Below are 13444 nucleotides of genomic sequence, written 5' to 3'. Positions count from 1 at the left end.
ATCCTAGATGTAGAAAAATATAAAAGTGCGGCTACGCGACGTGTTTCACTCTTGTACCGGGAAGAAATCACTTTCGGGAACCGGGCTGCGGCCCGACCCGGGACTATTGTCATTCCCTCCGGGGTGCGGCGGTGCCGTAAGCGCGCCCGGCTGAGTGGGTGCCGCTGGCGGCGCGGCGGGCCGCACGGCTGATGGCGCGGTGGGGCCGGCCGGAGGTAATTCAGGGTGCCAGCCGCGCGGGCCGTTCCCGCGTTCGCGGACGGTGGCGGTGAGGACACGGCTGGCGGTAGCAGCATCCATGTGTTTGGCGTGGGCATCTACCGAAAGCCCCACGGTTGCCCAGCGGAGGGTGCCGAGCTGGAAGCGGCGTTCGAGTGGGCCTTGGCTGATAATGGCGGATTGGTAGTGTTCGCGCAGCAAAATTGTTACTTTGCGGTACCAGAACCAGCCGTGCCGCATAATAATGACATCCTCACCCACGAAAATACCTGAGCGTTTCCACCCTATGGGATCCAACCAGCGTGAGGAGCGCGGATTGGGGATGAATCCGGGGAGGGCACTATCATCAAGAAGATAGCTGCGCAGCTGGGCCAAGCTGGGTACTCCGGTATGGGGTGGGCGCGCTGGGGAATCGGCCTCAGGGAGAGCGCCACCCTCGGCATCTTTCGCGAAGCCGAGTTCACGCGCAACGGCGAGGACATCCTCGACCGTTCCTACCGGGACCAGGGCATCATTTGCGGTCTTGGCTGCTTCCATCGCTTCGGAAATCGAGCCGGAAATAACGCAGCTTTCTACTTTCCACCATCCGGGCCACAAATTCGGTTTTTTGAAGGCCAGCGCGTGGACGCGATAGGAAGGTAGCCCGAGGGTGCGCCGGGATAGGAGCCCTTCTTGTTTTTCCACGCCTTCGACCGTGGGTGAGATACGGGCTCCCCAATTAGCTTGCAGGGAGCTCACGGGCTGCCATATCAGCGCGATGATAAGGAAGACGAGGGCGAAGGAGCCGCCTTCATCGGTAAGCACATAGGTGGTGACCGATCCGGCCACCGTGATGATAGCGAGGAAGATTCGCGGGGACAGCACGAGGGAGGCAAGGAACCGCCGCGCGGACATGGCGTAGAGGTGCGGGCGCGCTTCCGGAGTGCTGACGGTGGCAAGATCGGGAACTTCCGAGCTATCCCCGCTACGCATTTTATCCGCGAGCGAGAGCACGAGGGGACGCAGTTTTTCAGCGTGGGGCAGCGCCAGCCACCCGATCTCTACTTTTTCTCCACCGGAGGTAATAGTGAGGCTGGCTTGACGCACCAACCGCGCGAGGAGTTTTTGGGTGACATCCACGCTTTGGATACGATCCCAGCGCACGTGCCGGTGCTGTTTGAATAGCACACCGCTGCGCATATGCACCCCGGACGCATCGAACATCCAGGCCATATGCCGCCATTGGATGGCCGCGATGATCCCGGTAATGAGGGTGACTACCACCGCGATACCCACCGCGATCAGCCAGAAGGAACGCAGCAGATAAACGACATCACGCCAGACCATTCCGGGCGAATCGGTATCCTCCAGGCGCTGAATAATAATCCAGCCACCAGCGACCAGCACGAAGAACCACAACGAGAGCAGCGAGCTCCAAGGCGTCCATTTCGAGACCGGCTGCCAGGTGCCCGAGATCGCGGTGCTACTCACTCCGGGAGCAATAGGTAACGCGCCAGGAGCTACGGGTAGCGCGCCCGGCGTACCCACCACGCCTGCCGTACCCGCCAGCTCACCAGGTGCAGCCGGCAGCGCACCGATTGTTCCCGGCGCAGTTCCCGATTCCGGAGATATTTCGGTGCCGGCCATTTAGACCCCTTCCATTTCGGCTACGCCGAGGTGAAGGAGACGCTCACGCACCTCATCCGCTTCCGCGGTAGGCAGGCCGGTGATAACTGCATCCGTTTCCATGGAGGCGGTGTGGAGGGTGACTTTCGCGAGCCCGAAGCGGCGCAACAGCGGCCCGGATTGCACATCCACCGTTTGAATACGCCCGTAAGGCACCACATCGATGCGGCGGAACATGATCCCGCGGCACAGGCGCAGCGCAATATCATCCATGGCATAACCGAGGTGATTCACCTGCCGGGACACGATACGAAGGTGGATGAGGAAACCGAGAATGGGCAGCCCGAGAAGCGGCGCGTAATAGGCGAGCGGTTCGGGGCGCACAATAATTCCGAGCACCGCGAGCGCGATGAGGAGCACGAGCCAGAAGCACGCGGCGATAATCCACCGCACCGTGAAGAGTTTGCGCGACACCGCGCGGTAGTCCCGCCCGGGATCAAGAGGGGTAGTCACCATGGCTTAACGCTACCAAAGGGGTACGACATAAAAATTGGTTCCCACAAGCACCCACGATTCGCGCGGAATACCCGGCTACCGTTGATCAATGCGGCACCAGGTATCCACAATCCATCCGACCGCAGCGAGTGCCAGCGCTGCGGCGGTGAGAAGCGCCCAAGCGTGCGCACTCGCCCGAGCAAAGGAGGTGGAGCCCAGGGCGCTGCAGATAGCGAGCAGGCCACCCGCGCCGGCCAGGAGCGCCCCGCTGCGCAGCCCGGCCGCAGCTCCTGCCGCCACTCGCAGGGCCGCCAGCCGCGACAGCGATTCCGCACGCCCGCGCCGCAGGCGGCGCACCCTCCAGCCGTACCAGAGCAGCACCGCCGTGATAGCGAGCAGCGGCACCCCGGCGAAGGCTGGCACGGCTACCGGATGCGCGGCAAGGAGCCGCCGCAGTGCTTCACCCGCCAGCGCGCCGGCCGCGCCCCATCCCAGGAAGGCCCGCAGATTACGCACGGTTCCCGCCCGTATCTAGGCCGACGCCGCCGCCGGCGCTCGTGTGCTCACTTTCGCGGGCGCGCGCCAGTTTCGCGGTAGCGTCCGGATCGATTTCCTGCCAGGGTTCCATAACAAAGTCTCGGGTATGGGCGCGCGGGTGTGGCAGGGTGAGAAGCGGGTGGGTGCTGCGTACTCCTTCCACCCATTCGATATCAAGGTCGAGGGTGCGTGCCCCCCAGTGGATGCGGCGCTGGCGCCCGGCCCGCACCTCAATAGCACGGAGTGCGGCCAGCACCTCGAGGGGCGCCAGCTCGGTGGTCAGGCGCATGACCGCATTAAGGTAGTCCGGTTGCGGGGCCTGCCCGGGAGCGAGCACGGGCGCGGTGGTACGGAATGAGGAGACCGCATTAATATGGACGGGCAGCGCGGCAATCTGGGTGATAGCGCCGCGCAGGGTTTCCTCGCGCTCGCCGAGGTTCGCGCCCATCCCGATCACCATTTCTCTTATGGTTCCCCCGCGCGCGATATCAGCCAGGCGTCGCACGGTGACCCGGGCATCCGTGAAGCGCCCCGGTACCGGGGCTTCGGGTTTGTGCACGGTGACCTCTGCCGCCAGCGCACCGCGCGCGAGGACCCGCTGCGCTACCCGCTCGCCCAGCGTTTCGAGCAAACTGACGGGAGCGCTATCCCCTACCGCGCGGGCGTCCTCAGCCAAGTCCGCGTAGGAGATAGTGCCCGCGAGGTCATCTGTTCGTCCGGCCGCGCTGGTATCCACAAGAGCTGCGACGTCGAAAATAAAAGGGTGGTCCGCTTCGCGTTCGTACTGGTACACACCGTGCCGGGCGGCTACTTCCACACCGGTGATGCTCACGGTATCCAGGCAGCATCCGAGCATTGCGAGGGCATCGCGCACGCGCGGGGGTACTCCCATCATGAACGCACGGCCTCCGCGATTCCCGCTGCTTCGCTTCCCGCTACCTCGGGGCGGGCCACTCCGGGCTGGGAGGTGGATACCAGTCCGCATGCGCGCAATTTCGCCACGGTATCCACCGCGATCCGCGAAGAGGCCACATCGTGGACCCGCACCGCCCACACGCCTTTTTCAGCGAAATAGGTACTCAGTGCGGCGGTGGCTCCGTCCCGCCCGCTGGCCGGCAAGCCTTCCGGGGTCACTTCAGCGAGGAAACGTTTGCGGGAAACTCCGATGAGGACCGGCATACCGGCCCACAGGAATTCGTCAATATGGGCCGCGAGGCGCCAATCGTCGTCGCCCATTTTTGCGAAGCCGAAGCCCGGGTCGATGATGATCCGGGTGGGGGCAATTCCGGCGGCCACCGCTCCCGCCACGCGCTCAAGCACTTCCGTGCTCACCTCGCGCCCGATAGCGCGATAGCCGGCCAGGGAATTCATAGTTTGCGCGTCCCCGCGCCCGTGCTGGAGCACATAGTAGGCCCCGGATTCCGCCACGGTTGTCCACATGGCACTGTCCCCGCGCCCGCCGGTCACGTCGTTGATGATGCGTGCACCGACCGCGCAGGCCCGCGCCGCGGTGTCCGCGTGGTAGGTGTCGACCGAGATGGGGATATGCGCGGCTAGTTCACGCACCACCGGCCCGATGCGTTCCCATTCTTCCGCGGCGCTCAGCAGGGTGGCACCCGGGCGGGTGGATTCCCCGCCGATATCGATGACATCCGCCCCGGCAGCGATGAGTTCATGACCGTGGGCGATAGCGGTGTCGATTTTGTCCCAGCGCCCGCCGTCGGAAAAAGAATCGGGGGTGACGTTGAGGATACCCATAACGCGGGTGCGCGGCCCGCCCAGGAGTTCCGGATCGCGCAGCGGCGCGGGCGCGGGGGTGTTCGCGGCCGTGCCCGTAGCTGCGCTTGCTGATGCACGTGCGCATGCGCTTGCGGATGCGGTTACTTCCGCCCTTGGTAGTGACATTTTAGGCTCCCCGTTCAATGAGACTCATGGCTTCGGCGCGGGTGCTGGGTTTGCGCAGCATCCCGCGCACCGCCGAGGTGACGGTACGCGAACCGGAGTTACGTACCCCGCGCATGGTCATGCACATATGTTCAGCTTCCACCACCACGAGTACCCCGGCCGCGCCCAGGCGGTCGCGCAGCGCATTGGCGATCTGGGTGGTGAGGCGTTCTTGGACCTGGGGGCGGCGCGCGTAGCCTTCTACCAGCCGGGCGAGCTTGGACAGGCCGGTGACCTTCCCTTCTTCCCCGGGGATATAGACAATATGAGCCACCCCGAAGAAAGGCAGCAGATGGTGTTCGCACATGGAGTAGAAGGTAATGTCCCGGACAACCACCATTTCGTGGAAATCTTCCGCGAATTGGGCATCGAGCACCGCATCGGGATCCTTGCCCACCCCGGCGAAGATCTCCGTGCAGGCACGGGCTACCCGCGCGGGGGTATCCACCAGCCCGGGGCGGTCCGGATCCTCACCAATAGCGCTGAGGAGTTCCCGCACGGCCCGCTCTACCCGCCCGGTATCAACCCGCTCCGCGTCAATCCGCTGAGTATCCACGCCCTGGCTATCTACCTGGCCGTTTTCCGCCGGTTCCACTGCGCTCATGCGTCCTCACTCTCCGCGCTCATGCACCCGTATTTTCCGCGCTCAGTCCCGCCGGGGTTTAGGCGCCCTCATGTTCCGCGCCGTGCCGGCCACGCGGGCCGAGCGGCCCGGTGGCAGCATCGGGAAGCTCCGGGGCGGGAAGGCGCGAATCCGCTGCCGCTTCCGCTTCGGTTTTCCCTTCCGGGAGCGGGATGGGCGGGCGCTGGGAGATCGGGCGGTCCGGGGCGGAAAGCCACACTTCCCGCTCGGGCGCTTTGATAACGTCCTTGAAGATTTCCGCGAGTTCGTTTTCCAGCACGGTTTCCTTATCGAGGAGCACCTCGGCAAGGTGGTCGAGAATATCCCGGTTTTCGGTGATAATCGTCCACGCTTCAGTGAGGGCCTGGTCGAGGAGGGCCCGCACATTTTCATCCACGGTGGCCGATAGCGCATCAGAGGTGCGCGAAGCCGCCCCGAAGCTCGCTTCTTCCTGCGCGGTGGGCGCTACCCGCACCGCCCCCACCGCGGTGGTCATCCCGTATTCGGTGACGATCTTCCGCGCGGTTTCGGTGGCTTTCTGGATGTCATTAGAAGCACCGGTGGAGGGATCCCGGAAAATGATTTCTTCCGCGGCGCGCCCGCCCAGCGCGTAGGTGAGCTGGTCAAGAAGCTGATTGCGGGTGACCGAATAGCGATCCTCGGTGGGCATGACCATCGTGTAGCCCAAGGCCCGCCCGCGCGGCAAAATGGTCACCTTGGTAACCGGATCGGTGTAACGCAGGGCCGCCGCCGCGAGCGCGTGCCCGCCTTCGTGGTAGGCCGTCATCCGGCGATCCTCCGGGCTCATCACCCGGCTGGAACGCTGCGGGCCGGCCATCACGCGATCCGATGCCTCATCCACATCCGCGTTAGTAATAACGTGGGCGTGGCGGCGCGCCGCCAAAAGCGCGGCTTCGTTGAGGATATTGGCGAGGTCCGCACCCGTGAACCCGGGGGTGCGCTTGGCTACCCCGGCCAGGTCCACGTCATCCGCCAGCGGCTTACCGCGCGCGTGCACCCGCAAAATAGCTTCGCGCCCGCGAATATCAGGGGCATCCACCGCGACCTGGCGGTCGAACCGCCCGGGGCGCAACAATGCCGGGTCTAAAACATCCGGGCGGTTGGTGGCGGCAATAAGCACAACGGCCTCATCGGTGGAGAAGCCGTCCATTTCCACTAGGAGCTGGTTGAGGGTTTGTTCCTGTTCGCCGTGGCTGAGGGCCCCGCTACTGCGCCCGCGACCCACCGCATCAATTTCATCCACGAAAATAATGGCCGGAGCTTTCTTCTTCGCGGTTTTGAAGAGTTCGCGCACGCGCGAGGCACCCATACCCACGTAAAGCTCCACGAATTCCGACGCGGCGATGGAGAAGAAAGGTACCTGCGCTTCCCCGGCAATGGCCTTAGCCAGCAGAGTTTTACCCGTTCCGGGAGGTCCGTATAGAAGTACTCCGCGCGGGATACGCGCCCCGAGCGCCTGGTAGCGATCCGGGTTCTTAAGGAAGTCCACCACTTCCTTCACTTCTTCTACGGCTTCATCTTCCCCGGCCACATCGGAGAAACGCACCTCGGATACTTCGCCATCAGCATTGGCATCCTTCGCCCCGAAGCCGCGCCCCATCTGGCTGCGCATGAACCAGATGAACACCGCGAAGATGAGGATCATGGGCAGGAAGGTGAAGAGCATGGACACAAACACGTTCTGGGAAGGAACGATGGAATTATGCCCGCGCTCTGGATTGGCCCGTTCCACCAAGGTGGTGATGTGCTGGCCCTGCGGGTCAGCGTATTGGAAGGTGACCTTCTTCCCGGCGTCGTGCTTATCGCCCTCCGCGTCCATGGTTGCCGTCGGCTCGGTGAGCCACAGACGCACTCGGTTGGTGCCGTCTGTAATTTGCACCCGCTGCACGGTGGTGCCTTCCAGCAGCGCTATACCTTCCGAGGTGGAGATATTCGACCACTGCATGGCCATGTACTGATTGGTCCCGATAAAAGCAAGAAGCACCGCGATGACTATGCCGGAGATAACGCGCCAGCGCCGACGACTGGTGCGTTCTTCTTCGCTGAGCTTATGGCCGGAGCCGGAGCCGCGAGATTTCTTATTCTTCCCGCCCTCACCGCTACTGCCCGCGCCGGTAGGACCGCCCTGGCCTTCCGGCTGGGGTGGGTGGGCGCGGCGCGCCCGCCGCTTGCGCTCATACGCGCTGGGTTCGGTGCGGCCGGGCTCAGCACCGCTCGGTTGCGAAGCGTTCGGCGCAGCGCCGTTTGGTTGCGGAGCACCGGGCGCGGAGCCGCGAGGTTCCGTACCGCGAGGTTCTTGCTGTTCGTCCACTTATCCTCCGTAAACGTGCGGGGCCAGGGTGCCCACAAAAGGCAGATGCCGGAATTGTTCGGCATAGTCGAGTCCGTAGCCCACCACGAACTCATCGGGAATATCAAAGCCTAGATAGTCAACCTGAACGTCAACTTTAGCCGCCTCGGGTTTTCGCAGAATGGCCGCGATCCGCACCGATTGCGCCCCGCGATCAAGCAGATTCTTCTTCAACCACGCGAGGGTAAGGCCGGAATCGATAATATCTTCCACGATGAGAACATGCCGGCCGGTCACATCAGCATCCAGGTCCTTCAAAATCCGCACTACGCCGGAGGATTTGGTACCCATCCCGTAGGAGGAGACCGCCATCCAATCCATATTCAGCGGAGAGTGGATTTTCCGCACCAGATCCGCCATTACCATGACGGCGCCCTTCAGCACACCCACCACGAGCAGGTCACCATCGTAATCGGCGTCGATCTGACGCGCCATATCCTCAAGCTTCGCTTGGATTTCCTCATTTGTGACGAGGATTTTTTCCAACTTGTCACCCATATCGGTGTGGTCCATCACCATCTCCTTGAGCAGTTCCGCTGTGCTTCTAAGCCTAACGCGCGAAGACGACAATATTATCGCGCCGAAGGGCACGCGCCCCGGGCAGGTCGCAGTGCCGCACGCCGCCAGGCCCGGTCACCAAGGCATCGAGAGCCTCAATATGCCCGGCCGTCAGCTCCCCGGCACGTGCTCCGGCCCGCAGGGCCAGGGCGCGCAGAATCCGGGTACGCACGGCCGCGGGAAGCTCACGCAGAAGTGCATGAGGTACGACGACGACGCCACCTGGCTCCCCCGTTTCTTGCACCGCACCGCGTTCTTCCCAAGTGGCCAGTTCCCGGGCCGCCCAGGTGTCCAAAGCCTCATTATCGCGGCGCAGCAGGCGAGCGGTGCGCGCGAGGGCCTCTACCGTGCCCGGCCCGAGGGCCTCGCTCAGGGCCGGCAGGGCGCGTGCGCGCAGCGCGGCGCGGGTGAGCGGCCCGCCGCCCGCCGCCCGCCACGGGCCATCGGGCTCATTGGAAGGATCCTCCACCCAGGCCAGCCCCTCATCTTGCAGCGCGGCGCGCAGCGCCGCGCGCCGCAGCCCCAGCAGCGGGCGCAACGCAGTGAGCTCCGGATGGCCCGGCAGCGGCCCCGCCTCCGGCATGCCCGCCAGGGAGCGCGCTCCCGATCCGCGGCCCAGGCCCAGGAGCACGGTTTCGGCTTGGTCATCCGCGGTGTGGCCCAGCAGCACCGGGCTTCCCGCACCGGCCGCCTCGGCCAGCACCGCGTACCGGGCCGCCCGTGCCTGCCCTTCCGGGCTCGATCCACCGCCCAGGTCCACGCTGACCGCCGCGGCGTCGTCGTACCCCCAGGAACGGAGGCGCGCCGCAACCTGCGCGGCTTCGCGCCCCGCCTCCGGGCGAATCCCGTGATTGACGGTGACCGCGCGCAGCACGTAGCCGTCCCGGCGCGCCACGAAAAGCGCGATACGGGCCAGCGCGAGGGAATCGGAGCCGCCGGACACCGCCACCGTTAAGCGGGTGCCCGGTCGGTATCCGCAGCTCGCCAGCAGCGCGCGCAAACGGCGCCGCCCGGCCGCGTAAGCAGGGTGGGGTCCGGCCATTAGAGCTCCGCCATCGCGGTGAGGAAAGCATCCTCGGCGGCCCGCACGTCCAGGAGGGAAACGTCGTGGTGGGAATCGGTGAGGATAGAGAAGGTCAGCAGCGCCCCCGAACGCGTGCGCAGCACCCCGCTGAGCGAGACCACATCCGCGAGCGTCCCGGTTTTCCCGCGAATCATCCCGGGCGCGGCGCCCTCGGTGAGGCGGTCCGCGAGCGTGCCGTTGAGCGCGGCTACCGGCAAGCCGGCCCCCAGCGCCCCCACCGTGCCGTCGCTCAGATTCACGGCGTCCTCCAGGATCGCGAGCTGGAGTGCGCAGGTGAGCCGATTCGTCTCGCTCAAGCCGGAATTATCCGAGATCACCACGCCGTCCAGCGGGTAGCCCAGCTCCTCCAGAACCGCGCGGGTGGCGCGCGCCGCCCCCGCAAAATCCGCGCTTTCCCCGCGCTCGCGCGCCACCAGGTGCCCGAGGGTTTCCGCCAGGGTGTTATCCGATTCGGTGAGCATGCGGTCCACCAGCTCGCGCACGCTCGCTGAGTGCACCGTGACCAGCGGGTGAGCAGCCACTTCTTTCGGTGCCTGCCCCGCGCGCACCTCCGCCACCTCCACGCCCTGCCCGCGCAGCTGTTCAGCCAGGGCATTCCCGGCGTCAAGGGCGGGGGTGGCACTGTAGTGGTAGCCCACCGCCCCGCCGTTCAGTGCAATCGGCGTCATGGGCGCCACGTAATCGTGATTGACCGGGTCAAGGGTGGGCGCGTACTCCGGCCCCGCGAAAAGAGAGGTATCAACGACGACGCTCACCGGGCCACCCGGATGCTCGCGCGCGTAGGTGGCGGCGGCCGCGGCTAATTCCGAGAGATCTGCGCGAGCAATGGTGCCCGGAACCCGGGTGGCTGCGGTATCGGGAGCCAGGAACACATCGCCCCCGCCGATGAGGTGAATGGTGGAGCCGGAGGCGGCCACGCTGGTAGCGAAGCGGCGATCCGGACCGAGGGTTTCTAAAGCCACCCGGGCCGTCACCAGTTTCATATTAGAGGCCGGCACCCGCGGGACTTTCGCGTCCTTCGTGGCGAGCACCCGCCCGGAGGCAGCCTCGCGAATTTCATAGGATACCTGGCCCGTGGGGGCGAGTCGGGTGGCGAATTCCTGCCCGAGGGCAGCCACCTTGGCAGCGCTGGCATCATCCACTTCCGCGCGCGCGGGCGCGGCCGGGATGGTCACGGCCGGCACGGGAGTGGGCTGCGGATACGGCGCGGCGGCATCGGCCCTAGGTCCCAGGGTGAGCAATCCGGGGGTAAGATCAAAGGCATCAGCGAATGCGTACCCGCCCGCAAGAAGGAGCACCAGGGACAAAGCGATCTGAGCTTTTCCTTTCACGGGCCTATTCTTGCACGGAACGCAGCTCGTATTCTTAGGTGTTCTTATGTGCCAGCCGTCAGCGAGGAGAGCTTCACATGATGGAATTCGATGTCACCATCGAAATCCCCAAGGGAAATCGAAATAAGTACGAAGTAGATCATGAAACCGGGCGGATTCGCCTGGATCGCATGCTTTTCACATCCACCCGGTACCCCGATGATTACGGTTTTATTGATGACACCCTCGGTGAGGACGGCGATCCGCTGGACGCCCTGGTACTGCTCGAAGAGCCCACGTTCCCGGGCTGTGTGATTCGGTGCCGCGCCTTGGGAATGTTCCGCATGCGTGATGAAAAGGGCGGCGACGATAAGGTACTGTGCGTGCCGGCCTCGGATCAGCGGGCCTCCTGGCGTACCGAAATTGAGGATGTTTCTGAATTCCACCGCCTGGAAATCCAGCACTTCTTCGAGGTGTATAAGGATCTGGAGCCGGGCAAGTCGGTGGAAGGCGCCCACTGGGTAGGCCGGGAAGCCGCGGAAGAGGAAATTCGGGCCTCTTTCCAGCGGGCCATTGACGAAGGTTACTACACCGCGCACGAGGCGCAGCCGCCCAGCCAGCACTAGGCGGGGGGGAGGCCGCTTCAACGGCCGCTACCTACGTAAAAGCATATAAAGCGGGAGCTATGCACCGAGGCACAGCTCCCGCTTTTCTTTACGCTCGCGCGCGGCGCGCCCAGCAGCACGCCACGCCACCCGAGCGTATCTAGTCGATAATCCGCACGTAGGTGGGGCTCCCCCAAATCGGACCTTCGCGGGTACCGCCTTCGGGGTTGGTCGCGGCGATATGCATGCCGTTACCGGTGTAGATGCCCACGTGCCCGGGCCACCACAGCAGGTCACCGGGTTGGGCTTGCGAGGGGGAAATCTCGTAGCCGGCCGAGCGCTGCGCCCCGGAGGTACGCGGCAGGGAGTAGCCGAAGTGCCCGTACACATAGCGGGTGAAACCGGAGCAATCCCAGCCCGAGGGGGTATTGCCACCCCACACATAGGGCACCCCTACGAATTGCCGCGCGAAGCTCACAATCGCCCAACCGTCACCCGAAGGTGCCGGGGCCGGTTCGGGTTCGGGCTCCGGTTCAGGATCCGGGGCGGGCGCCGGTGCGGGAGCAGGTTCCGGATCAGGTTCTGGCGCGGGAGCAGGGGCGGGTGCCGGCGCGGGCGCAGGCTGCGATTCCGCCTGGCGCCGTGCCGCTTCTTCTGCGGCTGCCTGGCGAGCTGCGGCTTCCCGAGCTGCTGCCTCGCGGGCGGCCTGTTCCTGGGCTGCCGCTTCGGCCGCGATACGCTGGCGTTCGGCTTCGGCCTGGGCACGCGCCGCGGCTTCTTTCTGTTCTTGCTGGGCGCGTTCAAGCGCCGCCGTCGTACCCTTTTGCCGGGCAAGGGTTTCGAAAAGTTGGTCGCGTTGCGCTTCGATGGAAGCCAGTTGGCTATCCAATTGGGAGGCGGCCGAGCTGGCGTCCTGCGCGGCGCCTTCCGCGCGCGCGGCAATTGTGGCTTGCTCATTGGCTTTGCGATCCGCTTCGCCCTGGAGGGTATCGGCAATATCGCGGGCGGCCTGGTAGCGCTGCAACTTTTGGTCCGTGGCGTGGCCGGCGGTGCGGAAGGCCCGCTGGCGGTCATCGGCATCGCGCAGGGATTGCGCCCCGAGCAGCGCGTTCGCTGCCGTGAGCGTGGTGGAGGAATCCCGGTACATCGCTGAAGAAATCGAGCCGAGCTCCCCGCGGGCGGCATCGGCTTCCGCGCGAGCGCTATTGGCCACCACCTGGGCATCCATCGCGGTATTGACCGAATCTTCCAGGTTGCGCTGGGCACGCTGGGCTTCGGCGGCCTTGATGACCACATCGGTCCGCGCGGCTTCGGCCTGGGAGGCGAGTCCGGCCAGCGAGGCTTCGATCTGCCCGATACTTTGAGCTGTTTGCTTTTCCGCGGCCCGCGAGCGATCAATATCGCGATCAACGTTATCCGCACGGGCACCGGGTAGCACTGAGAGAGCGAGGGCGCAGGCGGCTAGTACAGCCGTTAGGCGCCGAGAACGATTCTCCACACGACCTCCAGAGGGCAGGCTTTCCCGCGCCCACCACAGCTGCGCGCAGACTCAGCCCACAATTCGATATAAACACTAAGAACATACCTCACACCAGTCCAAAACGAAACATCTACCCCATAATTTCACAGGTGTAATTCTGTTCTTTTCCGTCACACCGCTTGCTTTTATTTATCAGGAGCCACAATTGTCACAAGGTTGAGAGGGTGTGAGAAAAGCGGGGTTGCGCGCGTATCTACGGACGCGTCAACATCCCGAAAGACCGGAAGCACGACGGCGCAGCTCCGCCACCGGCGCGCCCAACCGAGAATGTGATTCACGTCGTGAACTTGACGAATACCGCCCTCAGCTGCCTATGCTTGCATCATGTTCGTCATGCGAATGCCCAACTAGCGCACGTTCCGCGGCCCGGCCGCCCTAACGTGCGCTATCAGCCCTGCTGATTTTGGAAAAGAACACCAAGTAGAAAAATAAGCGGGCTGGTCAGAGCGCATTCGCCGCATCGCAGCATTCCATTCCTCATCTTTTACAGCTCTGGTTTTATCCAGAATGGATCATGGATATTGCTGCACCTGAGAAAAATATTTTCCTAGGTT

The 13444-nt window shown here is 64.5% G+C and carries 12 protein-coding genes; 1 reads left to right on the top strand and 11 read right to left on the bottom strand.

The annotated features are described in order from the left end of the window. Positions 1 to 45 precede the first annotated feature (45 nt). From DDD64_RS04410 to dacB, 10 genes are all read right to left on the bottom strand, one after another. Positions 46 to 1845 (bottom strand): PH domain-containing protein, encoded by a 1800-nt coding sequence (locus DDD64_RS04410; protein ID WP_126135206.1) that lies wholly within the window; start codon positions 1843 to 1845, stop codon positions 46 to 48. Next, the gene (locus DDD64_RS04405; RefSeq protein WP_126135205.1) at positions 1846 to 2340 is read right to left on the bottom strand and encodes a PH domain-containing protein; all 495 of its coding nucleotides are present in this window, start codon (positions 2338 to 2340) and stop codon (positions 1846 to 1848) included. A 75-nt stretch (positions 2341 to 2415) separates the two neighbouring features. After that, entirely contained in the window at positions 2416 to 2835 is a 420-nt protein-coding gene (locus DDD64_RS04400) for a DUF3180 family protein (protein ID WP_164545911.1), read from the bottom strand. Then, entirely contained in the window at positions 2828 to 3751 is a 924-nt protein-coding gene (folK, locus tag DDD64_RS04395; protein ID WP_126135203.1) for a 2-amino-4-hydroxy-6-hydroxymethyldihydropteridine diphosphokinase, read from the bottom strand. Before folK ends, DDD64_RS04400 begins: the two co-directional genes overlap by 8 nt. Further along, the gene (gene folP / locus DDD64_RS04390; protein WP_126135202.1) at positions 3748 to 4761 is read right to left on the bottom strand and encodes a dihydropteroate synthase; all 1014 of its coding nucleotides are present in this window, start codon (positions 4759 to 4761) and stop codon (positions 3748 to 3750) included. The genes folK and folP overlap by 4 nt, the downstream gene beginning before the upstream one ends. Before the next feature lies 1 nt (position 4762). Beyond that, a complete protein-coding gene (folE, locus tag DDD64_RS04385) occupies positions 4763 to 5404 on the bottom strand; it encodes a GTP cyclohydrolase I FolE (RefSeq protein ID WP_241227370.1) in 642 nt (213 codons plus the stop codon). A 58-nt stretch (positions 5405 to 5462) separates the two neighbouring features. Next, on the bottom strand, positions 5463 to 7754 hold the full coding sequence (ftsH, locus tag DDD64_RS04380) for an ATP-dependent zinc metalloprotease FtsH (protein WP_126135201.1): 2292 nt from the start codon (positions 7752 to 7754) through the stop codon (positions 5463 to 5465). Then, positions 7755 to 8306 (bottom strand): hypoxanthine phosphoribosyltransferase, encoded by a 552-nt coding sequence (gene hpt / locus DDD64_RS04375; RefSeq protein WP_016441812.1) that lies wholly within the window; start codon positions 8304 to 8306, stop codon positions 7755 to 7757. 37 nt (positions 8307 to 8343) lie between these two features. Continuing rightward, entirely contained in the window at positions 8344 to 9393 is a 1050-nt protein-coding gene (tilS, locus tag DDD64_RS04370; protein ID WP_126135200.1) for a tRNA lysidine(34) synthetase TilS, read from the bottom strand. Further along, positions 9393 to 10766, bottom strand: coding sequence for a D-alanyl-D-alanine carboxypeptidase/D-alanyl-D-alanine endopeptidase (dacB, locus tag DDD64_RS04365; protein WP_126135199.1), 1374 nt, complete (start codon positions 10764 to 10766; stop codon positions 9393 to 9395). The genes tilS and dacB overlap by 1 nt, the downstream gene beginning before the upstream one ends. A gap of 80 nt (positions 10767 to 10846) precedes the next feature. On the opposite strand from dacB, the gene DDD64_RS04360 reads away from it, so the two are divergent. Next, positions 10847 to 11371: an inorganic diphosphatase gene (locus DDD64_RS04360; protein WP_026428653.1), complete on the top strand. Its 525-nt coding sequence runs from the start codon at positions 10847 to 10849 to the stop codon at positions 11369 to 11371. A gap of 139 nt (positions 11372 to 11510) precedes the next feature. Here the strand turns inward: DDD64_RS04360 and DDD64_RS04355 are convergent, their stop codons facing one another. Next, complete coding sequence (locus tag DDD64_RS04355; protein WP_126135198.1) at positions 11511 to 12848, bottom strand: C40 family peptidase; 1338 nt, start codon at positions 12846 to 12848, stop codon at positions 11511 to 11513. Positions 12849 to 13444 lie beyond the last annotated feature (596 nt).

The organism is Actinotignum sanguinis, from assembly GCF_003957255.1.
Classification (GTDB): domain Bacteria; phylum Actinomycetota; class Actinomycetes; order Actinomycetales; family Actinomycetaceae; genus Actinotignum; species Actinotignum sanguinis.
The sequence above is the reverse complement of the archived record's forward strand: the minus strand, read 5'-3'. Positions and strand labels throughout refer to the sequence as shown.